This is a genomic window from Arthrobacter sp. AL05 (assembly GCF_029960715.1).
Taxonomy (GTDB): Bacteria; Actinomycetota; Actinomycetes; order Actinomycetales; family Micrococcaceae; genus Arthrobacter.
Genome location: NZ_JASBRC010000016.1, coordinates 1 through 24464, shown reverse-complemented (window position 1 = coordinate 24464; position 24464 = coordinate 1). Strand labels below are relative to the sequence as shown.

General features: G+C 64.7%; 26 protein-coding genes and 1 pseudogene. 15 read left to right on the top strand and 12 right to left on the bottom strand.

From position 1 onward, the window contains the following. Positions 1-209: 209 nt before the first annotated feature. The 5 genes from QK287_RS16175 to QK287_RS16155 all read left to right on the top strand — a co-directional run bounded on the left by QK287_RS16175 (position 210) and on the right by QK287_RS16155 (position 3400). Positions 210-650: a cupredoxin domain-containing protein gene (locus tag QK287_RS16175; protein WP_282360787.1), complete on the top strand. Its 441-nt coding sequence runs from the start codon at positions 210-212 to the stop codon at positions 648-650. Next, positions 647-1132: a hypothetical protein gene (locus QK287_RS16170; RefSeq protein WP_226776484.1), complete on the top strand. Its 486-nt coding sequence runs from the start codon at positions 647-649 to the stop codon at positions 1130-1132. The genes QK287_RS16175 and QK287_RS16170 overlap by 4 nt, the downstream gene beginning before the upstream one ends. A gap of 100 nt (positions 1133-1232) precedes the next feature. Then, entirely contained in the window at positions 1233-2006 is a 774-nt protein-coding gene (locus QK287_RS16165; RefSeq protein ID WP_226776485.1) for a CHRD domain-containing protein, read from the top strand. 23 nt (positions 2007-2029) lie between these two features. Then, the gene (locus QK287_RS16160) at positions 2030-2704 is read left to right on the top strand and encodes a class F sortase (RefSeq protein WP_226776486.1); all 675 of its coding nucleotides are present in this window, start codon (positions 2030-2032) and stop codon (positions 2702-2704) included. 81 nt (positions 2705-2785) lie between these two features. After that, positions 2786-3400: a hypothetical protein gene (locus QK287_RS16155; RefSeq protein WP_226776487.1), complete on the top strand. Its 615-nt coding sequence runs from the start codon at positions 2786-2788 to the stop codon at positions 3398-3400. A gap of 67 nt (positions 3401-3467) precedes the next feature. Here the strand turns inward: QK287_RS16155 and QK287_RS16150 are convergent, their stop codons facing one another. Next, complete coding sequence (locus QK287_RS16150; protein ID WP_282360786.1) at positions 3468-3875, bottom strand: hypothetical protein; 408 nt, start codon at positions 3873-3875, stop codon at positions 3468-3470. Positions 3876-4238: 363 nt separating this feature from the next. Between QK287_RS16150 and QK287_RS16145 the strand changes: the two genes are divergently transcribed. Continuing rightward, a complete protein-coding gene (locus tag QK287_RS16145; protein ID WP_226776489.1) occupies positions 4239-4523 on the top strand; it encodes a metalloregulator ArsR/SmtB family transcription factor in 285 nt (94 codons plus the stop codon). Further along, positions 4520-4933: a VOC family protein gene (locus QK287_RS16140; RefSeq protein ID WP_253032882.1), complete on the top strand. Its 414-nt coding sequence runs from the start codon at positions 4520-4522 to the stop codon at positions 4931-4933. The genes QK287_RS16145 and QK287_RS16140 overlap by 4 nt, the downstream gene beginning before the upstream one ends. 97 nt (positions 4934-5030) lie before the next feature. Here QK287_RS16140 and QK287_RS16135 read toward each other — a convergent pair whose 3' ends face one another. The 4 genes from QK287_RS16135 to QK287_RS16120 form a co-directional block, all read right to left on the bottom strand. Further along, positions 5031-5303: a hypothetical protein gene (locus QK287_RS16135; RefSeq protein WP_282360785.1), complete on the bottom strand. Its 273-nt coding sequence runs from the start codon at positions 5301-5303 to the stop codon at positions 5031-5033. Beyond that, entirely contained in the window at positions 5303-5983 is a 681-nt protein-coding gene (locus QK287_RS16130; RefSeq protein ID WP_282360784.1) for a DUF2306 domain-containing protein, read from the bottom strand. The genes QK287_RS16135 and QK287_RS16130 overlap by 1 nt, the downstream gene beginning before the upstream one ends. Further along, positions 5980-6669: a hypothetical protein gene (locus tag QK287_RS16125; protein ID WP_282360783.1), complete on the bottom strand. Its 690-nt coding sequence runs from the start codon at positions 6667-6669 to the stop codon at positions 5980-5982. Before QK287_RS16125 ends, QK287_RS16130 begins: the two co-directional genes overlap by 4 nt. Positions 6670-6797: 128 nt before the next feature. Continuing rightward, complete coding sequence (locus QK287_RS16120) at positions 6798-9455, bottom strand: LuxR C-terminal-related transcriptional regulator (RefSeq protein WP_282360782.1); 2658 nt, start codon at positions 9453-9455, stop codon at positions 6798-6800. Positions 9456-9775: 320 nt separating this feature from the next. On the opposite strand from QK287_RS16120, the gene QK287_RS16115 reads away from it, so the two are divergent. Continuing rightward, positions 9776-10132 (top strand): DUF6221 family protein, encoded by a 357-nt coding sequence (locus tag QK287_RS16115; protein ID WP_226776495.1) that lies wholly within the window; start codon positions 9776-9778, stop codon positions 10130-10132. A gap of 122 nt (positions 10133-10254) precedes the next feature. Then, positions 10255-10640 (top strand): annotated as a pseudogene (locus tag QK287_RS16110) (ATP-binding cassette domain-containing protein); the annotation flags it as partial. A gap of 111 nt (positions 10641-10751) precedes the next feature. Here the strand turns inward: QK287_RS16110 and QK287_RS16105 are convergent. Then, positions 10752-11435, bottom strand: coding sequence for a GntR family transcriptional regulator (locus tag QK287_RS16105; RefSeq protein WP_226776496.1), 684 nt, complete (start codon positions 11433-11435; stop codon positions 10752-10754). Positions 11436-11884: 449 nt separating this feature from the next. Between QK287_RS16105 and QK287_RS16100 the strand changes: the two genes are divergently transcribed. Both QK287_RS16100 and QK287_RS16095 read left to right on the top strand, forming a co-directional pair. Then, on the top strand, positions 11885-12193 hold the full coding sequence (locus QK287_RS16100) for an oligopeptide/dipeptide ABC transporter ATP-binding protein (RefSeq protein WP_282360781.1): 309 nt from the start codon (positions 11885-11887) through the stop codon (positions 12191-12193). A 23-nt stretch (positions 12194-12216) separates the two neighbouring features. Continuing rightward, complete coding sequence (locus QK287_RS16095) at positions 12217-13458, top strand: amidohydrolase family protein (protein ID WP_282360780.1); 1242 nt, start codon at positions 12217-12219, stop codon at positions 13456-13458. A 58-nt stretch (positions 13459-13516) separates the two neighbouring features. Here the strand turns inward: QK287_RS16095 and QK287_RS16090 are convergent, their stop codons facing one another. Then, positions 13517-14830: an MFS transporter gene (locus QK287_RS16090; protein WP_282360779.1), complete on the bottom strand. Its 1314-nt coding sequence runs from the start codon at positions 14828-14830 to the stop codon at positions 13517-13519. Between the two features lie 143 nt (positions 14831-14973). Continuing rightward, positions 14974-16347: a DUF3100 domain-containing protein gene (locus QK287_RS16085; protein ID WP_282360778.1), complete on the bottom strand. Its 1374-nt coding sequence runs from the start codon at positions 16345-16347 to the stop codon at positions 14974-14976. A 285-nt stretch (positions 16348-16632) separates the two neighbouring features. Here QK287_RS16085 and QK287_RS16080 point away from each other — a divergent pair, with 285 nt between their 5' ends. Then, the gene (locus QK287_RS16080) at positions 16633-18123 is read left to right on the top strand and encodes a chlorohydrolase family protein (protein WP_282360777.1); all 1491 of its coding nucleotides are present in this window, start codon (positions 16633-16635) and stop codon (positions 18121-18123) included. 33 nt (positions 18124-18156) lie between these two features. Here QK287_RS16080 and QK287_RS16075 read toward each other — a convergent pair whose 3' ends face one another. Beyond that, the gene (locus QK287_RS16075; protein ID WP_282360776.1) at positions 18157-18783 is read right to left on the bottom strand and encodes a response regulator transcription factor; all 627 of its coding nucleotides are present in this window, start codon (positions 18781-18783) and stop codon (positions 18157-18159) included. Next, the gene (locus tag QK287_RS16070) at positions 18780-19979 is read right to left on the bottom strand and encodes a histidine kinase (RefSeq protein WP_282360775.1); all 1200 of its coding nucleotides are present in this window, start codon (positions 19977-19979) and stop codon (positions 18780-18782) included. The genes QK287_RS16075 and QK287_RS16070 overlap by 4 nt, the downstream gene beginning before the upstream one ends. A 212-nt stretch (positions 19980-20191) precedes the next feature. Here QK287_RS16070 and QK287_RS16065 point away from each other — a divergent pair, with 212 nt between their 5' ends. The 3 genes from QK287_RS16065 to QK287_RS16055 all read left to right on the top strand — a co-directional run bounded on the left by QK287_RS16065 (position 20192) and on the right by QK287_RS16055 (position 23178). Beyond that, positions 20192-20764 carry a heme-binding protein gene (locus QK287_RS16065; protein WP_282360774.1) on the top strand — a complete coding sequence of 191 codons (573 nt, stop codon included), beginning with the start codon at positions 20192-20194 and terminating at the stop codon, positions 20762-20764. Positions 20765-20938: 174 nt separating this feature from the next. Then, a complete protein-coding gene (locus QK287_RS16060) occupies positions 20939-21484 on the top strand; it encodes an ankyrin repeat domain-containing protein (protein ID WP_282360773.1) in 546 nt (181 codons plus the stop codon). Between the two features lie 365 nt (positions 21485-21849). Continuing rightward, the gene (locus QK287_RS16055; protein ID WP_282360772.1) at positions 21850-23178 is read left to right on the top strand and encodes a GGDEF domain-containing protein; all 1329 of its coding nucleotides are present in this window, start codon (positions 21850-21852) and stop codon (positions 23176-23178) included. Positions 23179-23221: 43 nt separating this feature from the next. Here the strand turns inward: QK287_RS16055 and bcp are convergent, their stop codons facing one another. Both bcp and QK287_RS18525 read right to left on the bottom strand, forming a co-directional pair. Further along, complete coding sequence (bcp, locus tag QK287_RS16050; RefSeq protein WP_282360771.1) at positions 23222-23716, bottom strand: thioredoxin-dependent thiol peroxidase; 495 nt, start codon at positions 23714-23716, stop codon at positions 23222-23224. Positions 23717-23764: 48 nt separating this feature from the next. After that, positions 23765-24163: a winged helix-turn-helix domain-containing protein gene (locus tag QK287_RS18525; protein WP_348774719.1), complete on the bottom strand. Its 399-nt coding sequence runs from the start codon at positions 24161-24163 to the stop codon at positions 23765-23767. Between the last annotated feature and the right edge of the window lie 301 nt (positions 24164-24464).

Below are 24464 nucleotides of genomic sequence, written 5' to 3'. Positions count from 1 at the left end.
GTAGGCTCGAATGCCGGCGGCGCCGGGCGCGAACGCAACGAGGGTTCGCTGGGGGAAGCCTGCCCGCTGGCGGCGGATTGTCAGCATCGGGTAAACCGGGCTGCTTACCGGGCAGTCCCTGTGGTGCGGCGTGACGAATATCATACGTGGGGCTGGGCTGACAACGCCGCCCTGCGTTCTTGGACGATCACACCGTTGAAAGGGACCTCATGAAAATTGGCAACCGAGCGTGGACCATTGTCGCGGCCGCAGGACTTGCGGGCCTGACCGGATGCTCCGCCCCTGCCGGGCAGGCACCGAGCCAGGATCCGCCTGCCTCCACTTCATCCGCGGCGCAGGCATCGCCGGGTGCAACAACTCCGGGATCATCCGGGGCTTCCTCCGGACCGGCCGCACCGGACGGGGAAACCGTGATCAAAATCCGGGACTTCGCCTATGAGATGCCGGCGTCCGTCGCGCCTGGAGCGACAATCACTGTGATCAACGAGGACACCGCCCCGCACACGGTCACCGCCAAGGACGGTGGGGCGTTTAATGCGCAGGTGGCGGCCGGGCAAACTATAACCTTCACGGCCCCCAAGGACGCTGGCGATTACGCCGTCATCTGCACGTACCATCCCCGGATGGCCGGAACACTGGTCGTGAAATGACGCCGGCCAGGCAGCGCGTAGGCCGGTCGGCTGTTGTGCGGCTGGGCCTGCGCACCCTGATTGCTGCCGGGTTGGCGATCAGTGCGGTGATCCACTTCCAGCTTGCCGCCGGTTACCAAGAGGCCGCACCGGGCGGCGTCGGGCAGGGAACCCTGTTCCGAATCCACGCTGCGGGGTCGTTGCTGGCGGCGGTGTTTGTCCTGCTCAATGGGGGCTCGCGGGCCTTTATTGGGGCGGCAGTGATGTCACTCTCGGCGTTCGCCGCGGCAATCATTTACCGCTACGTTCAGCTGCCGGAGATCGGGCCGATCCCGGCTATGTATGAGCCTGTCTGGTACCCGGAAAAGGTCCTCGCCACCGTCGTCGAGGGGCTGGCCGGGCTGCTGTCCGTTGGTGGATATCTCCTGCTGCGCAAGGGCGCGCAAACGCGCGGGCCCGGCCCCACAGCAGCGGGCGCGAGCCCCCAGGGCCCGCCGGCGTAATTTATCTCACATCCAAACACATCTGGATCCCAATCCGCTCCGAACTACTGCTGTCCCTAACGTGGGACATCACGAACACTTGCATGAGGAGAATGCTTCGATGAAGAAGACACTGCGATTCATGGCAATACCCACCCTTGCTCTGGGAGCGCTCGCCCTTTCCGGTGCCCCGGCCATGGCGGCCGACGGGTCATACCAGTCCACACTGGGACAGATCAACGGCAGCTCCGCGTCCGGCACGGTCACCGTCGACGTCACGGGTAACCAGGCGCACGTTGTGCTGAAGGTTGCAGGACTGGCCCAGACCTTTATGGACGCGCCTTACCCGCATGTTCAGCACATCCACGGCGGTGCCAAGGGCGCGTGCCCGGCACCGGGTGCGGATATGGACGGCGACGGTGTGGTCAGCACAACAGAGGGAGCTCCGTCCTATGGCGGCATTGTCACCACGCTCTCCACCACCGGCGATACCAGCCCGGCCGCCGGGCTGGACCTCAAGGTCGCCGGTCAGGGCGCCAGCTACACCGTTGACCGCACGTTCGAATTGAACGCGGAAACTAAGGCTGCCCTGGAAGCCGGAACCGCGGTTGTGGTTGTCCATGGTCTCGACCCGGCCACGCTGAGCGCTGCCGGCCAGGCGGCGAAGAGCGATCTGGCGCCTACCCTGCCGCTGGCAGCAACATCGCCGGCCCTGTGTGGAACCCTGGCTGTCGGTCAAATGTCCATGCCGGTCGGTGGCGCTGACACCGGCGTCGCACAGGGTACCAGCGGAACGGACGCGGGAACGCTCGCGCTGGGTGGTGGCCTTGTGCTTGCAGCCGCCGCCGGCGGGGTTTATCTGGTTCGCCGCCGCCATTCCGGTTCAGCGGCTTAAGCACAGCTGCCCGGACTGTCATTATGACGACAACGAATTTCGGCCGCCGCGGAAGCCTGCTGGCCTCCGCGGCGGTTGGACTTCTGCTCCTTGCCGGCTGCTCGGCAGGCAACGCAGAAATATCCGCCGGCGCCTCCGGTGCGGCACGGTCAGCGTCGCCAACACCGAACACATCCACGGCTTCGGCGACGGCCACCAGCCCGGCACCGGCCACGGTGTCCGCCCAGGCCCTTCCCACTGTGCTGCCGAAATCTACTCCTGCCTCGCTCTCCATCCCGGCGATCGGCGTCCAGACTGAACTCCTCGGCCTGGGCCTGCGGGATAACAAGTCTCTTCAGGTGCCGCCGGACGGCCCCGGAGCACCGGCTGGCTGGTACAACGGATCACCCACCCCCGGTGAACGCGGACCGGCCGTCCTGCTGGGCCACGTCAACGCGGTCGGCGGCGGACCCGGAGTTTTCGCCAACCTCCGCAGCCTTACCGCTGGAACACCTGTCACCATCCAACGGACCGACGGCTCCACCGCAACGTTCACGGTTGACCGGGCCGCAGCTTATGGCAAGGACGCGTTCCCCACCCTGGAGGTCTACGGCAATACGACTGCGGCCGAACTGCGGCTGATCACCTGCGATGGATACGATCCAGCCACGGGACTGTTCGACGACAACTACGTCGTCTACGCCACGCTCCAAACCTGACCGTCCGGTCTGTGCAACATTGCCACGGCGGCTCCGTTGCAAAACGACGCGAGCGATAATTCACAAGGAAGTGGACGCGACATGAAATACCAAAATTCCTGGCTTGCAGCACTGGCCGCGGCGTCGCTGCTGCTGTCCGGCTGCGCTGCCGCCGGAGCCGCCGCTCCCGGCGCCGCGGCGCCGACGGCGTCGGAGACCCACGCGGCGGGGCACACCGGGGAGCAACACGATACCGGCACCGACGCCCCGGCCGCGGCCGAGGGCCCACCTGAAGCGGCCCAAATGGTGTGCGGGAAAGAGACGCAGGACAATATCTCTTCGAGCCTTGCCCTCAGCGCTGCCCCGCACAGCGTGAGCAGCTGGGCCGACAAACTCTTCACCTGTACCTATCACCTTGCCGAAGGAAGCTTCGTGATCTCCGTGAAGGAATCAGCTGATCCTGCAGCGGCTCGCCAGTACTTTGATGCGCTGCAAAGTGAAGCCGGGGATGCGGCGCCGATCCAAGGGCTTGCCAACCTCGGGTTCCCGGCCTACGAGACACCCCGGGGGTCAGTTGTTTTCCTGAAGGACAACATGACCCTGTCCGTGGACGCCACAGACCTGCCCGGAGCCGTCGGGCCGAACAGCGTCACACCCGCGGCATTTGCATACCAAATCGCAACCACCATCCTGGCCTGCTGGACCGAACACCCCTAAAGCGCCCGTTAGTGGTGGCTGTGCTCGCTAGCAACTCCTACGCCCCCGGCGGCGGCCAACGGTGGCGTCAGTGGTGGCTGAGGTGCTCGTCGTCTTTCCAGATGCCGTCACCGGGCATGTCGAGCCGGCCGGTCATCGGCTCGCGCCATTGCGGGGTGTCAGTGGGTTCTCCCCAGTAGTCGGTGACTCGCACGGCTTTCCCATCCTCAAGTTCGCCGATGGTCACGTTGCGGTAGAGCCGACCGTCGCCGTAGTTGCACGTCCACTCCACCACCACAACATCTTTCAGGTGGAGGCGTCTTCCAACCTCGAGCGTAAGTTCGGCGAAATTGCCCTCGACGCTGCCGATCAGCTTTTTGGTGCGCACGACCTCGCCCATTTGAGGCCATTGCCGCACCGCATTCTCGGCCAGAGGCACACCGAGGATGTAGGCGAGGCGGGTCTCACCGTTGGACGCCGCTTGATCAGTGTTCATCGAAATATCCCTCCGTCTGTCCCCTTGTCGCCGAGTGTTGTGCCTGACCGCGGCTTAGGGGCGGCCCGTCCGGTTGATTGGATCTCCAGACTTTTTGCTGGCGTTGGGGCACACGGCCATCATCGACTAACCAACGCCGCGTTGGCAACGGTGTGTCCCAAACGGCAGTGGCAGGATCTGCCGGAATTCTTTACCCTGGCCCGCCTGCCGTGCAGCCGTCAGTCCGGGCAACGACTGCGGCCCGTTCCGGTCGGCGGATAGAGGTGGCTGCCACCTGGTGGAATACCAGCAGTTACTCCGGCGGACGTTTGCGGAACGGTCGCAGCCTTGATAAGCAAGCGGTGACTTGCCTATAGTGAAGCCATGGTTGATGTCTTCCGAGCACTCGACGATGCGACACGGCGCACAGTCCTTGATGAGTTGTCAGTGCGCGACGGTCAAACCCTGTTTGAGATCTGTTCCATGCTGACGGTGCGGCATGGCCTCAGCCTCACGCGCCAGGCGATCTCACAGCACCTCGGCGTGCTTGAGTCGGCAGGCCTCGTAGTGACGGAGCGGCGCGGACGTTCCAAGTTCCACTACTTTAACCCTGAGCCAATCGCCGAGATTACCGGACGATGGACCGCCAGAAAGAGGATCGAAGAATGAAAATTGCCCTGACGAGCCTGTTCGTCGACGACCAGCGCGCTGCCCTTGCCTTTTACACGGACGTGCTCGGTTTCTCGAAGCGCCACGACATCCCCCTCGGCGATGACTTCTGGATCACCGTTGTATCCCCCGAATCGCCGGATGGTCCGGAGCTGCTTCTCGAACCGTCGAGCCACCCGGCAGTAAAGCCGTATCGGGATGCCCTGGTCGAGGACGGCATTCCACTCGCTCAATTCGCCGTCGCTGACATCGAAGCCGAGCACTCCAGACTCACCGGCAGGGGCGTGGTGTTCACGCAGCCGCCAACTGACATCGGCACCGCTGTGGTGGCCGTCTTTGATGACACCTGCGGCAACCTCATCCAGCTCATCGAAATGAAGCGGGACGAGGACGACGCCGACTCCCGCTGAGCGAGCGACGGATTCGAACCACGGCTTCACCCAGCTGCGCGAACTCGGCGACGCCGTCTCGAAGATTCCGACCGAGGAGACCGAATCATGGGGAAAATCATGCGCCGTCGATTACTTCCGCCGTGGGCGCTTGTGTATCTGATGGGTCGATGGCCTCCACCGAGATCAAGATGAGGCCAAGATTTCGGACTTTCACCAGGAGCCCGTGCAGCGCCGGTTGATCAGGGACGAAACCGCGCAGGCTGGTCGTCCCATCGTCTTCGTGGGTCAGGGTAAGGTCGCCGAACCAGGCAGACCAGCGCTCGTCGAGGTGCCCATCCACCCGAAGCTGGTAGCCAGCGGGATCCTTTTGTTTGCGTCGCTGCCCCATTAGGACCAGGCCTCCGGCGCCGGCGGCCCGGTCCGGCTGCTGCAGCGGTGGATGACGACCTCAGCGACCGTGAGATTGATAGCCCACCCGGCGCCCAGCATAAGGTCGGTACTTAGCACGCTGGTGCCGAACGCTGCGTGTCCTATGCCTTGGGTGAATACCTGGGTGCCTGCTCCTAGGGCCAAGGCATAGGCCCGCGTCATCCATGCCTGGTGAAGGCTTATGTCGCCTCGGCGGACTGCCGCGAATCCCAGGATGATGCTGGCAGCCATGCCGGATCCGAAAGCCAGTCGAAACACATAAGCGAGTTCCCCGGTGCCCGGCTGGCGGGGGTAGAACAACGTCATCCACAGTGCAGATGCCGCCACTGCCAGGCCGAGTCCCAACAAAGCTCGTCCAGCCGTCCGGTGCCAAACCGGGTGGCGACGCCGGAGCCTGGGGGCGAATTGAACTGCGCCGACGACGGCGTATCCCACGGCGCAGACGATATGCACTGTCACAGCCAGGGGCGAGGCGGTCATCCGGGCGTTATCCGGGATAAGCGGCGGGCCGCCGGCCAGTTCCAACAGCCGCAGGCAACCGGCAGCGGCCGGAACCAGGACGAGGGCTACCAGCGCGAACGGCACCCACCCCACCTGGCGGGCCGACCGGTGGGGACGCGCCGCCGCCTGAATGCTCACTTGGCGCCTGCTTGGTGGAGCGGTGAGCTGACCGTGCCGTTGAGGCGACGGGCAGCAGGGGCGCGCAAGCCGTGCCACAGCGAGTAGCCGAGGCCGATCATGGCTACACCGGTAGGAATAGCGAACAGCCGTTCGTTGACTTGCGGAAGCAGCGGGATGGCGAGAGTTGCCACGGATCCGGCGGCGAGAAGCACGGCGGCCCACCGGGCGAGGATGCCGGCGCGGAAGAGTCCGATGCCGAACAACAGGCCGCCGCCGAGGAAGGTGGCGGCCGAGGCCAGGTTCAGGAGCTGCATCAGGCCGATGTCGCCGCTGGCCTGGCCGCCCGTCACTACGGCAAAGACGTCGTTGACGTATCCGGGCGCCATTCGGGCAAGCGTTGGAAAGACAACAGCGCCGATGACTTCGACGCTCATCATCAAGAGGTAGCCGGCGCCGAACACGAGGTACCCGATCAGGCCCAGCACTCCGGCCTGCCTCACCTGGCGCAGGTACATGCCGGTGATGCCGACCAGCGATAGGCCGGACATCAGCACCTTCAGGCTTTGTCGGACCGTGTACTCGGTGGTGGTGGCGAACTCTGCATCCAAGGGAGGGTGGCTGATCTGGACACCGATGAACAGCAGGCCTGCTGCGACGGCGGCCAGGCCGGCTGAGCGGGCGAGGCGGGCGGGTGTTATGGACATGTCTGGCTCCCTAATCGTAAGTCCCGGCCGCGTGGCGCTGCCGGATAACTCAAAGGTAGGGACGGATGGTGTGACCCGGCGTCACCCCATGATGTGACTGACAGGATGAAACATGATCGTGGTAGCGGCTAGATCAGCCCGTGGTCGCGGGCACAAATAACCGCTGCTCGGCGGCTGGTTACGCCGAGTTTGGTGAAGACGTGTTTGGTGTGGGATCGCAAGGTGTTGTGCGAGATGAACAGTTCGCGGGCGATCTCCGGTCCGGTCAGCGCGCTGTCGAGGAGCTTGAGAACCTGGATCTCCCGCTCGCTGAGGGAGTCAACGGCCGACGCCGGGCGCTCCCCTGGCCGGGAGGTTTGCGCCGCAGACCCCTTGCCCAGGTTGAGCAGCCGTGACGCGTGGGCGACGGTGCCGCCGTCGTGCATTGCCGAACGCAACAACTCCACCATGGGCGCTCCTTCGTCCAGGAACAGCCGCACGTACTCATCGGGTTCAGACGCTTCCTCCCACGCGCAGCGAAGCGCTTCGAGCGCCAGTTGTCGATGCCCCTGCACGTGGTACACCAAACCCTGGAGCATAAGGATCTCCACCACGCTGCCCGCGCGCCCGGATGCCGAGGCATGGGTCAGCAACTCCGCCAACAGGCGGTGGACGCCCCGGACGGCGCCGCCTTCCGGGTCGGCCCGCTCCTGGGCAATCAACAGCCGCACCAGCGTCAGGTGATTGTATTCCCTGAGATAGCTGACCTCGTCCGTGACGGAAAGCCCCCGTTCACGTGCCCAGCCAGCAGCCTCCGACAAGGCGCCCTGGGCTATCCAAACGCGCGCCTTGATGGCGGCTATCGGGCGCACATCCGGGAAGAACCCGGGCCGGTAGAGCTCCTCCGCCTGGTCAAGAAAATCGATGGCGCGATCGTGGTTTCCTTCATCGCGGGCCACCAGTCCCGACGCCACGAACCACCGGTAACGGCTTTCCGTCATCGGTCCGCGGTGAACAAACGCCGCGGCCAGCTCAAGGTGCTGCTTGGCGTTGCCGAGGTCTCCGGCCTGGCGATCAATTTCGCCCAGCCCGACATGCAGGTCACTGCTCGCCCGGGCCATGGATCCACCGCGCGCCCGGGCCCGCTTCAGCGACTTCTGATACAGCCGGCGTGCCTCGCCGGGACGCCCCGTCGCGAGCCACAGGTCCGCGAGCACCACCGTGCCGCTGAGCTCGTCGACCAGGTTTCCGCCTGCTCGCAGGCTCGCCACAGCCTCGGAGAACGCCCGCGCCGCTCTCCGCACGTCGCCGGCAGCCCAGGCTGCGAGCCCCAGGAACCCGGCGGCCCCGCCGCGCGCGAGATGGTCATCCGGGCCGGCAAGCTCAAGTGCCTGCCGGGCATAAGACGAGGTGGCCGCCATATCACCCCGTGCCTGTGCGAGGGAAGCCCGATAAACAGCAATTGTCGACGGCAGTGTCTGGACCTCCTCTATGCCGGCCCAGGACGGCGTCGTTCCACCGCGTGACGCTGATTCCGGCACGCCGAGTTTCACTTCCGCAGCGAGTGCGCTACCCGCGTCATCGAGCCAGGATTCCACCCCGTCAAGGTCCCCGGAGGCCATCAGCATCCCGGCAAAGAAGACACTCAGGACTGGACTGCGGCGAATGGCATCCTCGGGAAGGACGCTCAGCCAACTATGCAATACGGCATCCTGGCGGTTGCGCCGCAGTACCGGCACCGCCAACTCCATCAGGTGCACGGCACGGTCGAAGTCGAAGGCGGCCAAGGCATGCCTGACGGCGTCCTCACTCTGGTCATGGGATTCATACCACCGGCTGGCGCGCTGGTGCAGTAACGGAATCCGTTCGGGGTGCTCGCTGAGGAGGCGGGCCCGCAGCACGTCGGCGAACAGGTTGTGGTAGCGGTACCACTCACGCCGATCATCCAGCGGGACGAGGAACAGGTTCGCCCGCTCCAAGGCCGTGAGCATTTGGCTCCCGTCGCCGCGCCCGGTAAGCGCATCACAGAGCGGACCGGTGAGCCTGTTGAGAACAGCCGAGTCCAGCAAGAACCGACGAACCGCATCAGGTTGATGCCGCAGCACCTCCTCGACGAGGTAGTCGAGCACATAGCGGTCGTTCCCGGCGAAGCGGGCGATGAAGCCGGCGACGTCGTCGTGCCGTTGGAGCGAGAGCGCGGCGAGCTGAAGCGCGGCAATCCACCCCTCGGTCCGTTCTTCCAGCGTCGCCACGTCGTCCGCGGCCAGGTCCAGTCCCGCCACTTCTTTGAGGTAGGCGGCGGCCTCCTCCGAGGTGAAGCGCAGATCCGCGGCACGGATCTCGATCAGCTCGCCGCGCACCCGCCACCGGGACAGTGGCAGATCCGGGTCGGCCCGCGTGCTGATCACCACGTGCACGCGAGGCGGAAGGTGCTCAAGCAGGAAAACCATTCCCGCGCTGATATCGCCACTGTCGACCACGTGGTAGTCATCGAGCACAAGCCAAACATCAGCGGCAGCCGCGGCCAGATCGTTCAGCATCGTCGCAAGAACAAGCTCGGTGGGCATTGGTCTGGACGCGATGAGCTCAAGCGCAACCGGACCGATGCCCGGCACCGCCATTTGGAGGGCATTCACTACGTAGGTCCAGAACGACGCAGGCTCGTTGTCCGCAGGGTCGAGCGCGAGCCAGGCAACACAGCGGGCTTCACCGGGCGTTTCAGCCAGCCACTCTGCGAGCAGCGTAGTCTTGCCGAAGCCAGCCGGAGCGGATATCAGCGTAAGCCGCGGCTCTGCTCCGCCACGCAAGCGTTCGCTGAGCCTGGGGCGAGGTACCAGGGCACGTCTCAGCTTCGGAACGAACAGCTTCGTAGCAATTATCGGATATGCCATGTGATCCCCGCTGGCCAAAAGTGTGTGGCAGATAACACCAGCCTACCGAGGCGCTGGTCAACATCGATGCCGCTTCGGCAGTGCGGCCGCCTCTGGCACTCAAACCCTCCCGGGGACGGGCCCTTGCTTTAACCGATCCCGCCCCATAAGTTCGCCTTGGCCCACTAACGCTGCAAGGCCGAATGGTCCTGACCCGAAACGATATGCGCGGCACGAGAACTGAAATGATGAATGACATGGATATTGTCCAGTTCCTGGAAGACCGGACGTCGGAGCAGGAGGCGGCGCTCCGAGCCGGGGCCTTCACACTCGGCTCATCCACGAACCCCGCTGATGGCAGCGAAGACAGCGCCACCGTGCAGGAACGCATGCTGGAAGAATGCGCCCAGCAGCGAGCCCTCATTGCGAGCTGGAAGGAATCAGCCGCGGCGGAAGGGATCACCGACCCGGATGAAGCAACCGACACCATCGCCATCGCCAGGCGAACCATGCTCGTTCTGCTCGCAGGTGCCCACCGGGACCACCCGGACTACAATCCGGATTGGGACCCGGAACCGCCCACCATTGGACCCGGCGACCCGTCCCGGGGATAGATACCTTGTAGGACAACCCCCGGCCGCCTGCGTTGAATGACGGTTCGACTCCCGGCTTTTAACACTCCCCCGTCGGTGCCTCCGATCCCGGCCGGATCTACTGGGCCCGGCCGGCTGACGAGCCGCATCAGTTTTCCGGGGGTATCCATCAGCGGATCCTCATCGCGATGGCCATTGCCCTCGAGCCGCCCTTGTTGATCGCGGACGAACCGACGACAGCACTGGACGTTACCGTGCAAGCCCAGATCCTCGAGCTGCCGACCGCCTGGCTGTTATGTATGCCGGGCGAATTGTGGAAGCGGGCGACGCTGATGCTGTGCTCGGCTCCCCCGCCCATCCGTACACTGATGCCCTCCTCTGTTCGGTGCCACAAGCCGCTATGCGCGACGCAGATCTCCTGAAGAACTCAGGCCTACTGCTCAACCTGAGGGAGCCACCGTGCCTTGTGCGCTCCGCATTTGCCGTTCCCGATGCCCCAGGAGCGTCGGGGTGTCCGCGCAACAAGTGATCAGGCCGCACGAACTGCGTGGTCTGCTGCCGATCAGCGGCCGCGGACTACGCGCTCGGCAGATCCTCCCGGTCCGGCACGAAGGTGCTGCCGGGTCGATTACACCGGCAGCTACGGCGCGAGCGTATGGGCGAGCCCGGCAAGTACTGGTTCGCGGCCTAACTCGATATGGGAGTACGCAAGGGAATAAGCCAAGTCCGGGCGGCCCTGCAGGATGGCATTGCAGAGCTCCACGTGCTCGTCACGCTGAAGCTCATTGCTGCGGTTGTGGGCGAGGCCAAAGATCCAGCGCATCCGGCCAAAAAGGGGCTTCACAGAATCGACAAGTAGTCGGTTGCCGGAGAGCCGCACAATTTCGGCATGGAATTCCGCGCTGAGACCTGCAACATTCGCCTCAGGACCGTCGTCGATAGCGCGTCGTGTTTCGTCCACGAGTTCCTGCAATCTTGCACCGTCTTGACCGTCGGCAACCCGGACCGCTGCAGCACGCGCGGCAAAAGTTTCGAGGCAGAGGCGGACGTCGAAGAGTTCGTTGACGTCGGTGAGCGTCAGCCGCCGCACCGCCGCACCCCTGCGAGGTGATGTTTCGACGAAGCCGTCCTGTTCCAGGCGCTGGATGGCCTCCCGGACGGGGATCCTTGACACGCTGTGAAGTTCTGAGAGTTCCCGTTCGCGCAGCCGCGTCCCCTGCTCGTATTTGCCTGTCACAATCCCCTCAAGGACAAGCTGATACACGTGTTCGGCCCGGACCTCGTCGTCCCGCCCGTTCAGCGCATCCCCTTTCGGTTCAACCACATTCACCCCGCCGTTCATCACTCACCCTCTGGCCCTGCGGACCGTGCCGCTCAGCGTTCCACCTGAGCATACACGTGCCCGACTGCCGGCTCCGGGCACACCCACCGGCTTCCATCCTGCCTGTCCTGGATTGGCTTGCCCCGGGAATGGACACGTATCCCGGTGTGCCGCGGAGTATGGGCCGCATCAAGGCTGGTATTCCAAATAATATCGAAAGGTGATTTACATCGCACAAATGGTGCTCTAATCTATGTTTGGTATACAAAACAATGGAGCCTGCTCCGCGGACCTGAATCGAGCGTTCCCAATGACCCAGCTTCAGTCCGGTGCCACACCAACTGCTGCGAGGACGTTGCCTGGCGACAGCGCCGGCGCCAGCGGCCCCCTGTCCCCCGGCGGCCAACCCGCCGTCGCTGCCGGGGGCCAATGCGTCGAGTCGGGACCGGTGGATGAGATCTTCCACGACACCCGGCATCCGTACCCGGCACCCCTACACCCAGGCGCTGCTCTCAGCGGTGCCGTTGCCCGATCCACGGGCAGCCCGGCAGCAAGTGAAGATCAGGCTCCGCGGAGATCTTCCGTCACCGTCTAACCCGCCCAGCGGCTGCGTCTTCCGCACCCGCTGCCCGCTGTTCGACACACTGCACGAAAGCCGGCGGCAGGTGTGCATCAGCGACATTCCCTCACCGGCCGGCCCGGCCGCCCCGGCCTGCCACCACGCGGGGCTGGCCGCCGCCACCCCCGCCGGTGTGCAATAGACCCAACAAAAAGGAGCACTACATTGACTACCCTGATCCGCGCCGCCCGTCCCTGGGGGCAAGCGCTGAGCGACATCCTGCTCAAAGATGGGAAAATCGCCGGCATCGAGCCGCATAACCCCGCGCACACCCCGACGGACCCGCCAGGGACCCTCCAAGAGGCGGCCACCGTCGTCGAAGGCCGCGGCCGGCTGCTGCTCCCGTCCTTCTCCGACGTCCATGTCCACCTGGACTCGACCCGCATCGGCCTGCCGTTCCGCGAGCACACCGGAGGCCCCGGCGTTTGGACCATGATGATGAACGACCGGAAAAACTGGCGCGACGCCGAGGTCCCCCTCCAGGAACGCGTCAACAACACGCTGGGCCGGATGATCGCGCGCGGCACAACCAGGGTCCGCTCCTACGCCCAGGTCGATGTGGACTGCCGGCTGGAACGCTTCGAAGCGGTCCTGGCGGCTAAGGAACACTTCGAGGACCAGGCCGACGTCGACATCATCGCCTTCCCGCAGGCCGGTCTCCTTCTCGAGGACGGCACCGTGCCGCTGATGGAGCAGGCCCTCCGGGCCGGGGCCAACGTGATGGGTGGCATTGATCCATGCAGCCTGGACCGGGATCCCGTCCGGCACCTGGACATCGTCTTTGGCCTGGCCGAGAAGTACCAGGTTCCCATCGACATCCACCTCCACGAACCGGGCGAGCTGGGCGTCTTCAGCACGGACCTGGTGATGGAGCGAACCCGGGCCCTCGGGATGCAGGGCAAGGTCACCATGTCCCACGCCTACCAGCTGGGCAGCGTCTCCGAGGCCACCACACACCGGCTCGTCGAGGAGTTCGCGGAGCTTGACATCTCCATGGCATCCGTGGCCCCGGCGGCATCCGGGCAGCTCCCGCTCCCGCTGCTGGCGGAGGCCGGTGTCCGCGTGGGCCTGGGCGAGGACGGGCAGCGCGATTACTGGTCCCCCTACGGCAATACAGACATGCTGGACCGCACCTGGCAGCTCGCGTTCACCCATGGTTTCCGCAGGGACGAGTTGATCGAACACTGCCTGGCCATCGCTACGGTGGGCGGCGCCAGCGTGCTGGACCCGGCCGCCATCCGGCTCAACGGCACCGCGCACCGGCCCTGCCTTGACGTCGGCGATCCCGCCGAGCTGCTGCTGGTCGACGGCGAGACGGTCGCCTCCGCGGTCATGGACCGGGGCACCGACCGAACCGTGATCCACCGCGGCCGCGTTGTGGCAGACCAACTGCAACTACTTCCCTAGGCCCGCAATAAAGTGGCAGGTTCCTTTCTAAGGGACCTGCCACTTTTTTGTTTGGGGTTCAGCTTCCGACGCCGGCCGGCCGGGTCTCGCCGGTGAACACCGTGCTTTCGTCCGCAGACACGATTCGCCCGCTCACCGAGAAGTATCCCGCCAGGGACAGCAGCATGGCCACTCCCGCCAAGGCCCAGAACGCAGCTTCCCAGCCGCCGGTCACATCATGAATCAGGGCGGCCAGCACAGGTCCAAGGGAGGCGAGGGCGAACCCCAGCCCCTGGCTCATCGCCGAAAGACTCCCCGCGGTTTGGGGCCCCGTGGAGCGGAGCACCACGAGCGCAAGTCCAAGCCCGAGTCCGGCGCTCTGGACAACTCCCAGGACGCCTATCAAGAGGAACTGAAACTCAGCCGGGCCGGCCAGCACCCCGAGCAGCGCGGCGGCCACAAACATCCCCAAACCGGGCGCCATGATCTTGAGAACAGCCGGCCGGCTGGCCAGCACGGGTGCCAGCAGGCTGGCGGGAAGGCCGGCCACGCTGAACCACGCAAGATGCGCCGCAGCGTCGCCGGCGGTGAGGCCCTTCGACACCAGGAAGACTGTCAGCCATGAAGTGACCGCGAAGTAGAGCATCGCCTGGAGACCAAAGAATGCTGTCACCGCCCAGGCAGTTCCCTGGCTCCGCAGTGCGCGGGCGGCAGGGAGTAGCGGCTCCGCACCGGCCCTTGAGCTGCCGGAGCTGAAAGCATTTGAAGGTGGAATGGCGGCCAGCGTACCGGCAGGTCCGGTGGCCACCCCACCGTGTTGGAGCATCAGTATTGCCGCCAGCACAGCTGGTACAGCCCAGATGGCCAGAGCCCCGTTCAGGCTTCCGTCCAGAGCGTGCTGCAGCGGTTGGATCAACCCTGCCCCCAGTGCCGCGCCGAGTCCGAAGCCCATGCTGCACAGCCCCGTCCACCAGCCGTTGCCCTGGTTGGCCTTGACGACCTGGGGCAGCAACACGCTGGCTGCCATGATGGCCATGCCGGCCACAAAGGTGCCGGGGAGCAGTAGGGCAGGCACCAGCACCCGGGCGACCAGGGCCAAGGCCAGCAACAGCATCGCAAGAGCGATGGCTGTCCCTGCACCCAGGCGCCGGGCGAGCCACGGTCCGCACGGGGCGGACATTCCGAAGGCGAGGACCGGCAGCGCCGCAAGGAGCGGCAGCGCCGGGGCAGCTATCCCCAGCCCCTGTTCCAGTTGGCCCATTGATCCGGCGATGGTCGTAATCGCCGGCCGTAGGTTAATGGAAACGAGGCTCAAAGCGACGAGTGTCAATGCGATCTTCGAAGCTGGAGGTGTCCGGGGCCGCTCCCAGGGCGCCCGGGGGATCTTTTTCACAGTCGTCTCCTGACTATATTCTGGTATACCAAGCCTAGCCTGATCTAGGGACCGTAGGTTCACGCGCAGAACGCATGCGTGCGGCGTTCGTAAAGGAGGGTTCTTTGGAATACCAGATTCCTAAAGTGAGCTCAGGGCGCCGGTTACCGGCCGAGGGCAATCTGCCCCAGGGCGGCCGCCGCAATGAAGGATGCACTGTAGGTCACCAGCGCGACAACGATGATCTTCCAGCTCAAGGACTTCAGCGCCTTGATGTCCCGCCCGACCGTAAGCCCGATCAAAGTCAGCGCAGGTAGCCCGATGAGAATGACGTCCAGATGTCCGGTCAGCGCCGCAAGCAGACCGGCAGTGGGCAGGAACGGCGCCGACAGTACCGTTGTGAGAGTCAGCACCCACACACTGGACGGCACCGAGGGCATCAGACGGGCCAGACGGAAGGACAGCCCCGTCAGCAGCAACAGGACGACCACACCCGCCAGATCGTTCCAGGCGAAGCTCTTCGTTCCGATGACGTTCATCGCGAGGGCGGAGGCCCCGGCGATGGCGAAGGCGAGAATCGTAATCCGTGGAGTCAGCTTCAGTGCCGGATCTACCTCCACTGCCACTGGAGGGGCAAGCTGCGCCGCTGCGCTCTGTGCCGTCTTGCCTCGGGTCCCCCGCGTGGACCTGCCTTCGTCGTCCTTTCCAAAAAGGCGGCTCCAGAACGCATACAGCCTCCGGCACAGCGGCAGGGACAGGAAGACCCCCGCATAGAAGCCGACGATGTTCGTAACGAGGTTGGACAATGCGGCCAGCGCCATGATTTCACCGGCCTGTTCCGGGTAGAGCAGCGAAAGCGCCCCCACTCCCCCGAGCATCATCGACGCCGAGCCGAGCCCAAGCCCGAGGGCCAGTGCACGCGGATCGAAGATATTCAGTCCGCCCAGGAATCCGGCGAGCAGGGAGATAAAGACTGCGCCAAAGAGGCTGCCGAGCAACCACACGGAGAAAACGCCACGGTACTCCCCGGAGCGAACCCCGAAACGCTGGATGGCGAAGGCAAGAAACGACTCGCGGTCAATTGACCAGGTGGCCCCGATCGCTACCCGACCCAGCCCCATGGCCACAGCTATCGGCAAGGCGAGGATGACCGTGCCGAAGATGTGCCCGACCTCCTGAAGAAGGATGGCCGGACCGATCTCAGTGACCTTCGCCAGCGACGGCCCGATCTGCGTGCCCAGCCGAGCGAGGAAAAGGATGATTCCGATCTCCAACAGAAGCGTCGCAACGGCGCGGCTGGCACCCGAGACGCGCCGGATTCGCTGGGTTCCGATGATGCCGCCGATGACAACGGCCCAAATGATGGGGAAGAGCACCACCGGCGCCGGGCCCAGCTGAAACTTGTACGTGCCAATCAGGACGGCCGCCGTCGAGACGAGCATGGACACGGTCACCACCGTCCACCAGTGCCGGCGAGTGATCTTCTGGTCCGCGACGGATGCGGAGGTCTGACTGATTTGTTGGGCTTCTGAGGCCATGGGAGTAACTGTCCTTTGGGAAAGACCCTCCACCCTTACTGGGCGGCTGCTGGGTCGGGGGTACATGTGTGTTTTATGTCGCAACTATTTTGTATACCAAAAATATAGTAAGCCGGTTCGGACGAGATGTAAATCACGTTTGAAGCCCGGCGATTAGCTGGTTCGGATGACCGGGCCCCATCTGACCTCACCAAACCCTTGTTATTGGTATACCAAAATCGATATGGTTTGATCTGTGCGGTTCACCCTGCGGTGCCCGCTCCATCATCGACATTGGAGGTTGGTTTGCGCACCAAGTTCAGCGCAGCATTTGTGCTCGGGCATAAGGACGGTCACCACGTGCTTATCCACGACGGTGACGTTGTCTACGAGGACACGCGCATTGTGTATGTCGGGCACGGCTACGAGGGTCCCGCGGACGAGCACTATGATCTTGGCCGTTCCCTCATCACGCCGGGTCTCATCGATCTGGACGCCCTGACAGACATCGATCACCTGCTCATCGACTCGTGGGCATCGCCGGACCGGGCCACCGGTCTGCAATGGTCCGAAGACTACTTCCGAAGCCGCCGCGCGGACGTTTTCACCACAGAGGAGCGCCAGACCATCCGGAAATACGCCCTGGTGCAGTTGGCACTGCACGGCATCACTACCTACATGCCCATCGCATCGGAGATCCATTCCGCCTGGGCGGAAAGCTTTGCAGAGCTTGCCGGCATGGCCGAGACCTCCCGCGAGCTCGGCCTCCGGGGATATTTGGGCCCGGCGTTCCGCTCCGGGGTAAATATTGTCAGGGCCGATGGACAGCGCGACGTCGCATTCGACGAGAGCCAAGGGCGGGCCGGGCTCGCCGATGCCGTTCGCTTCCTGGACTACGCAGAGGATCTGGCCGATCCGCTGATTACCGGGGTTCTCCTACCGTGCAGAATTGAAACGCTGACCGCTGAACTCCTGCGCGCAACGGCCGAAATCGCCCGAGAAAGGCATGCCCTCGTTCGGTTGCACTGCCTTCAAGGGGCTCTGGAACGGGAACTGCTGCAGCGTTGGCACGGACTTACTCCCCTCCAGCTCTTGCAGAAAACAGGGCTGCTGGATGTGCGCCTACTCATCCCGCACGGAATCTTCGTGGACCGGAATCCGGCCCTGGGTGGTATGGATGCCGGTGATCTTCAAACTCTTGCGGATGCAAATATCTCCATCGTCCACTGTCCACTCACATCCTTCAGATACGGCATGGCACTCGACTCGTTCGCTGCCTTCCGGGCAGCAGGCATCAACCTGTGTCTTGGAACGGACTCCTTCCCGCCGGATCTCATCCGCGGCATGGACACCGGTGTACACCTGGCCAAACTCCTAGAGCGAAGGCCGGACGCAGCACCCGCGGAACACTACTTTGAAGCAGCAACCCTCGGCGGAGCCCGCGCCCTGGACCGCCCTGACCTGGGGAGGCTGGAAGAAGGAGCGCAAGCGGACCTCGTTGCGTTCGCTCTTGACGACTTCCGGGACGGAGTCCTGGACGACCCGATTCGAACCCTGCTGCTGAACGGAACAGCACGGCAGGCCACTCATTCCGTCGTCGCAGGGCGCATCGTAATGCGGGACGGCGACATCCCGGGCATTGATATTCCGGGCCTGAAAGTGGAGGCCCAACGGCTGTTCGCAAAGATGCGCGAAGCATACTCAGAGCGTGACAGCGAACGCCGGTCTCCGGACCAACTGTTCCCTCCGACTTTTCCCTATGCCAGTGCACCGGCTCCAAGCGCATCAAAACCATAACGCGGGACGTTTCAGCCGCGGCTTCGGCACGGGCTAGCGCATGCCCTCCCGGCGGATGGCGATGGCGATAGCCGCTGCCCGGGTTTCGACGCCGAGTTTGGCGTAGATATGTGCCAAATGCGTTTTGACTGTGGCCTCGGAGATGAACAGCCGCTGGCCGAGTTCCCGGTTGCTGAGTCCTTCGGTCAGGAGGCTCAGCAGTTCGGCCTCGCGCGGGGTCAGGATTGCGTCCGGGTTGCGCAGCTGCTGGAAGAGCCGCGAAGCCACCGGCGCGCTCATCACGCTCTTGCCCTGGACTGCGCCGCGGACAGCTGCAAATATCTCCTCGGGTGAAGCGTCCTTAAGCAGGTAGCCCATCGCCCCGGCATCCACGGCGCGGACGATGTCGGCATCAGAGTCGTAGGTGGTGAACACGAGGATCGCCTGCCGACTGTTGCGGCGCCGCAATGCCTTGATGGCCTCGATGCCGTCCATGCCGGCACCCATGGCGAGATCCATCATCACCACGGCCGGACCGTGCCGCTCCACCAGCACCAGTGCCTCCTCGCCGGAGGCTGCCTCGGCCACCACCTCAATGCCGGGCTGCGTCCCCAACAGCGTCTTGAGCCCGCTGCGGACCACCAGATGGTCATCTACCAGCAGCACGGAAATGATGTTCACTGTTTCTCCCCGGTAGGCAGTTCCGCGGCCACAACCGTCCCGCCGCCGGGGCTGCTTTCCACCGAGAACACGCCGCCGAGTTGTTCCACCCGCTGCCGCATGGCGCGCAGCCCATAGCCTCCTGTGTCCGAGGGCGGCGCCAGCGACGACGGATCGAAGCCCGCGCCGTCGTCGTATACATCCAGCGTGACAGCGCCCGGTAGAAAGCCGAGCGTGACTGTTGCGTTGGCCGCAGCCGCATGCAGCGCCGTGTTGGCCGTCGCGCTCTGGACCACCCGCAGCAGGGCGTGCCGGGTGGCGGCGGTGACGGTACGGGGCACACCGGTGACAAGGAGGCGAACACCCGGCAGGTACTGCGACGCTGCCCTGGACACGGCATCCGTCAGGGGCGCCGTATCCAGCCCGGGGGAAGCTAATTCGTGGACCAGGCTGCGGGTTTCGGCCAGGTTCTGGCGCAGCAGACTGCTGGCCGAACGGACGTCTTCACGCGCGGCCGGGCTGGGCCAGGACCGGCTGGCGGCTTCCAGGAGAAGGAGACTGCTCGCCAGGCCCTGCGTCACGGTGTCGTGGATTTCCCGGGAAACCCGGGCACGTTCTTCGATACTGCCCGCCCGCCGCTCGGTGGCCGCCAGCTGATCCTGTGCCTGCGTCAGCGCTTCATTCAGGCGGCGTTGCTCCGCAGTGTCGTGTTCAATCCTGTTATAGATCAGTGTCAGCATGAACCCGACGGCCAGCGGGCCCAAAAGCATGGCGACGTCGTTTCCGCCGCCCAGCCGGAAGAGCCCGACGGCGGTAACTGCTGCCGTCGCGCCGCCAGCGAGGTTGGCGACCCAGCCGGTGAAGGCAGTGCGGCAAAGGAAGAACAGGGCGAAGGAGCACCAGGCAAAGCTCGGCGCTGCGATCACCAGCACGGCCCACAGCCCCGCCAGGAAAAACATCCACACCGCCCAGGGCCGCCTCCGCTGCGAGAGCACAGCGATCACGGCGTACAGCGAACAGACCGCTGTGGCGAGTGCCAGGACCCCCACGTTGTCCGCGGGGCTGTGCCGCATCGCGTACCGGACCGCCGACGCGACCACCAGCACGGCAAAACCGATATGGACGACGGCGTCGATTCGGCCCAGCGGACCGCTGCCCGTGGCGGTGGCCCGTTGGTGCTGGGAGTGTTCCCGCAAAGTGGCTGATGAGGAAGGCATAGGGTCCGGTTCCGGTGGATGAAGTGCTACCCCACCATATTAAGTCCCGCGCCGTTAGGCCTCCCTCACCCTTTTGGCTGATACTCCTGGCCCGATGGGGGAGAAATCGGCAGACCAACGCCCGATGTCCCAACCGGTGCGAGGCCGAAGAATGGATTTGGGCCCGGGCCGTTGGCTTGGGCCCGCCCCCTACAGTACTCCGAGGAGAACCCGTGAAGACGTCCAAGAAGATCACCGCCGCCGCTGCTGCTGCATTGCTCATCACCGCAGGGCTAACGGCTGCCGCCAATGCCGGGCCCAACCCGGTTCCGGCTGCGGTAGCCACCACCGACATCCAGCCGTCCCCTGGAAAAGTCATTGCCCAGAACCGCATCAGCGTGGGTGCTTCGGCTGCTGCCGTACAAGCTGCCCTCGCAAAATGCCAAGCTGACAAGCTGCCGTTCGTGACGGTGGCACTCGTCGACCGCTTCGGAACCGTGCAGGCCCTTCTCCGCGGCGACAACGCCGCAGAGCACACGATTGAAGCGGCCAGGCAAAAAGCCTATACCGCAGCGGCTTTCGGTACGCCCACCAGCGAGCTGTCCAAGCGGGTCAACGGGAACGGGCCCAGCATCGCTGATCTCCCGGGCACCCTCTTCTTGGCCGGCGGGGTTCCGCTCAAGGTCGACGGGGTCTCTGTGGCGGGCATCGGTGTGGGCGGTGCTCCCGACGGTAATCTCGACGAGGCCTGTGCCGCGGCCGGGGCGGACGCCATCGCGGGTGTGGCACCGGGCACAGCCAAGTAGGAAATCACGATGTTCTGGAACCGGAATCTTGTCCTGATCTGTGCAGCGATGCTGGGGCTGGCGGCCTGCGGCCCGGGAACCGGGGAGCCACTCGGTCCCTCGTCACCGACGGGCGGGGTGAGCCCCGGACAACGACCGCCGCCACTGGCGGCACCGCCGCCTGTGGCCCCGACGATGGCTGTCTCCGCTCCGCCGGCCCGTTCCCGCGAGGCGCAGGCATCACTGGACCAGCGTCTTATCCTGGCTGCCAAGGCCAACGACGTCGCCCACGTGACAGAGCTGATCCGGGCCGGGGGCAACGTCAATGCCAAAGACTCCCGTCAGGATTCTGCGTTCCTCTACTCCGGGGCAGAAGGATTCAACGGGGTCTTGCGGCTGACGATCGCCAACGGTGCTGACGTTTCCAGCACCAACCGGTTCGGCGGGACAGCTCTGATTCCCGCCAGCGAACACGGACATGTGGAGACCGTCCGCATCCTCACAGCAGCAGGGGTTCCCGTCAACCACGTAAACAACCTGGGCTGGACCGCCCTGCAGGAGGCCATCCTGCTCAACGACGGCGGCCCCAGGCAGCAGGACGTAGTCAGGCACCTCCTCGCCGCAGGAGCGGACCCCAACATCCCGGATCCTCAGGGGCGAACGGCTTTGGAGAACGCGCACCGGCTGGGGTTTGCTGAGATCGTCAGTATCATAACGGCGGCCGGCCCAAACGACCTCTGAGAGGATGCCGTCACCACCACCCGGAGCAAATTGTGAATCGACGCCTCAAAGGGTGTGCTCGACAGATGTCCGAGGTTGAGCCCACGGACACCGCACCCGCCGACCGTGAAGGGGCAGCGATTTTGTTCCCTGAACCCACTCCAGCATAATCAGTGAACCGCCCGCACGCTGACGAGGAACACTCCACGATTGCCCGGGTCGCAACCGAAAGCCGGGGGGGCTATGAGGTCGATCATGAAAGGTGCCGGGTGCTCTCGCACGACGGCGAACCCACTCAGACCGTGGGCACTCTAGTGCTAGCGCCGCTGCGGAAGAGACCGGCCGGTTCTCATTACGGGTGGCTGCCCCGGCTCTCCGGCAATGTCATGCTGGACCTCAGAATCTGGATGCTGGGTTTCGGGCTCCTTATCGGCCTGGTCTTCCCATTTCTTCTGATCGTGCTCGGACTCTCACCCGAGGCGGCCGTGCAGCCAGGCTTCTTTGCCCTGACCGTGGCCGCGGGGCTCGCTGTCGCGGAGATCAACCATCTCCTAGTGCGTGTGGTCGTGGGGGGTCGGCTGCGTTCCCTGGTTGCCGGGATGGCTCCTGTCGAGGCTCTGTTGGTCGATGCGGCCGCGAGCGGTGACTGGACAGGATGCGATCTGGCGGGCTGCGCAATTCCAGTGGACTCAGCCGATGAATTCGGCGACGTGGCCCAGTCGTTTAACGGCCTGGTCGCCAGCCTGTCGGACAGCCACCAGGTTTCCGATGGGATCAAGAAGGTGTCGCAAGCCCTCGCTGCCCACCTGGAAATCGGCGCCCTCGCGGAGGCGGCGTTGCATGAGCTGTCGGTGCACACCGCGTGTGCTGCTGCGGCGCTGCTCACAGTTAGCAACGGCACGCTCCACGTGGCCGGATCATTGCGGATGCGAGCCGGTATCGACCTGGCGGGTACAGAGTTGGTACTCGGTGTCTTGGGCACGGCACGGCCCGCCGTGCTTATGCTGCCCGAAGACCTCGTCAGGGCCGGGGCACTGACGGAATTTACTCCGCAGGAGGTACACATCCTGCCCGTCCTGTTCGACGCGGCCACAGTCGGGGTCCTGGTGATGGCGTTCGCGGAGCACCCTGCCCCGGCGGCCAGGGCCGTGTTGGGCGCCTCGCTTCCGGGTCTGGCAGTGGCCGTGAACAACGCCCTCACGCACGAGGACCTGCAACGGATCGCAGCTTTGGATCCACTGACAGGCGTGTTCAATCGACGCTCAGGTCTGGTTCGGCTGGAGGAGGAATTCGATCGGTCCAGGCGATCCCACCAGTCACTCGGGGTGCTCATGTTCGACATTGACCATTTCAAGGTGGTCAACGATACCTTCGGGCATCTGGTCGGCGACCGAGTGCTGCGCAGCGTGGTGCAAGCGGCGCGAAAGGTCCTGCGCGGGAGCGATGTGCTGCTTCGTTTTGGCGGCGAAGAATTCATTGTTGTTTTGCCGGGGGCGACGCGGGACGATCTCGCCATAACGGGCGAGAGGATCCGACTGGCTGTCGCCGGAGCAGGCCTCCTCGAGGACGGTCACCCCATCCGTCTGACCGTCAGCGTTGGCGGTTTCGCGGGCCACGCAGGGAACACCACAACCCCGGAGGAAATGATCTGTCACGCCGACGTCGCCCTCTACTCCTCCAAGCAGTCAGGCCGGGACCGATGCGTGATTGCCTGATGGCGCAGGAGAGGCCATACCGAAGCGATAGCCCGGCCGGTGGCTACAGGCCCAGTGCCGCCTTCAGCTGCGCGACGTGGCCCTTGGCAGTGACCTGGTACTGCGCGAGTTCGACGATGCCCTCGGGGTCCACCACCACCGTGGAGCGGACCAGGCCCTCCGTAACCTCGCCGTTGACCAGCTTCTCGCCCCACGCACCGTAGGCCAGGGCCACAGCATGGTCCTCGTCGGCAAGCAGCGGGAAGGTAAGCCCCTGGTCGCCGGCGAAGGCGGCCAAGGCGGCCTGCGAATCCGGCGAGATACCGAGGACCGCATATCCGGACCTCGTGAGGGAGGCGAGGCTATCGCGGAAATCGCACGCCTCGGTCGTGCAGCCAGGGGTCGCTGCCTTCGGGTAAAAGTACACGATGGCACTCTTGCCGCGGTAGTCCGTCAACGAGACACGCTTGCCGCCGGCGTCGGTCAAGCTGAAATCCGGTGCCGGCGTTCCGGGCCGAAGCTTCGTGGGGACTCGCTGGGATGTCGGGAACAGGTTCATGGTCTTCCTTGACAGGTCGTGGGAATCGGATTTCCCGGTTGAAACAATTCAGATGGAGTATTCGGCAGGTCCACGCACTTTGGCGTAAGGACCGGGGACAAACTGGTAGCCACCGCCGCGAACCGTGGCAATCGTAGACCGGGCCCCGCCAAGCTTTCGGCGCACTCGGGCCACATAGACGTCAATGGATCGCGAGGCGCACCCCGGGAAATCCAGCGACTCCAGAAACTCCCGGAGTTCACTGCGCGCTATCGGCCTCGAGCAGTTTTCCACGAGGTAGCGCAAGAGCCTGAACTCGACCCCAGTCAGCTGCACAGGCAACTGATCGACGTGGACTGTTCCGTTGGCGAGGTCCACTGCCACCGTGCGGGGGCGCGTACCGGCCCGGAGCGGGGGCCCTGTGTCGTCCTCTCCCGGGCCCACGTCGTCGATCCCTTCGGGGGGCACGGCTTCAGGTTGCGCTGTTCCGGAGGCGGGCCAATGATGTACTTCCGCCTCCGGAACAATTCTTAGCACGCGGGCCAGGAGCACTTCGGCCGCGTGAACCATGGTCGCCTCATCTGCGCGGGACGATTCAACCCAGATTGCCAAACCCCTGGGCATGTTCTTCCGGCCAGGACCGTGCAGCAACCCGCTGGTCCCCCGGTCCGCAGGTGCCGCAGGACCGCTTGTATGGGCGTGGACAGACATGGCGGTGGGGTTTAGATGCCGCCGCGGCGCAGGAGGGTGCCGTGGGGGGTGTGGTTGT

What these genes read in the sequence shown, in the direction of transcription:
- QK287_RS16160 (WP_226776486.1), top strand. Translation starts at nt 2,030, where the DNA reads ATGACGACAACGAATTTCGGCCGCCGCGGAAGCCTGCTGGCCTCCGCG.
- QK287_RS16055 (WP_282360772.1), top strand. Translation starts at nt 21,850, where the DNA reads ATGCTGGACCTCAGAATCTGGATGCTGGGTTTCGGGCTCCTTATCGGC.
- QK287_RS16150 (WP_282360786.1), bottom strand. Translation starts at nt 3,875, where the DNA reads ATGAACACTGATCAAGCGGCGTCCAACGGTGAGACCCGCCTCGCCTAC.
- QK287_RS16125 (WP_282360783.1), bottom strand. Translation starts at nt 6,669, where the DNA reads ATGTCCATAACACCCGCCCGCCTCGCCCGCTCAGCCGGCCTGGCCGCC.
- QK287_RS16070 (WP_282360775.1), bottom strand. Translation starts at nt 19,979, where the DNA reads ATGCCTTCCTCATCAGCCACTTTGCGGGAACACTCCCAGCACCAACGG.
- QK287_RS16175 (WP_282360787.1), top strand. Translation starts at nt 210, where the DNA reads ATGAAAATTGGCAACCGAGCGTGGACCATTGTCGCGGCCGCAGGACTT.
- QK287_RS16115 (WP_226776495.1), top strand. Translation starts at nt 9,776, where the DNA reads ATGGATATTGTCCAGTTCCTGGAAGACCGGACGTCGGAGCAGGAGGCG.
- QK287_RS16135 (WP_282360785.1), bottom strand. Translation starts at nt 5,303, where the DNA reads ATGGGGCAGCGACGCAAACAAAAGGATCCCGCTGGCTACCAGCTTCGG.
- QK287_RS16170 (WP_226776484.1), top strand. Translation starts at nt 647, where the DNA reads ATGACGCCGGCCAGGCAGCGCGTAGGCCGGTCGGCTGTTGTGCGGCTG.
- QK287_RS16085 (WP_282360778.1), bottom strand. Translation starts at nt 16,347, where the DNA reads ATGGCCTCAGAAGCCCAACAAATCAGTCAGACCTCCGCATCCGTCGCG.
- QK287_RS16155 (WP_226776487.1), top strand. Translation starts at nt 2,786, where the DNA reads ATGAAATACCAAAATTCCTGGCTTGCAGCACTGGCCGCGGCGTCGCTG.
- QK287_RS16140 (WP_253032882.1), top strand. Translation starts at nt 4,520, where the DNA reads ATGAAAATTGCCCTGACGAGCCTGTTCGTCGACGACCAGCGCGCTGCC.
- QK287_RS16145 (WP_226776489.1), top strand. Translation starts at nt 4,239, where the DNA reads ATGGTTGATGTCTTCCGAGCACTCGACGATGCGACACGGCGCACAGTC.
- QK287_RS16100 (WP_282360781.1), top strand. Translation starts at nt 11,885, where the DNA reads ATGAGATCTTCCACGACACCCGGCATCCGTACCCGGCACCCCTACACC.
- QK287_RS16165 (WP_226776485.1), top strand. Translation starts at nt 1,233, where the DNA reads ATGAAGAAGACACTGCGATTCATGGCAATACCCACCCTTGCTCTGGGA.
- bcp (WP_282360771.1), bottom strand. Translation starts at nt 23,716, where the DNA reads ATGAACCTGTTCCCGACATCCCAGCGAGTCCCCACGAAGCTTCGGCCC.
- QK287_RS16060 (WP_282360773.1), top strand. Translation starts at nt 20,939, where the DNA reads ATGGCTGTCTCCGCTCCGCCGGCCCGTTCCCGCGAGGCGCAGGCATCA.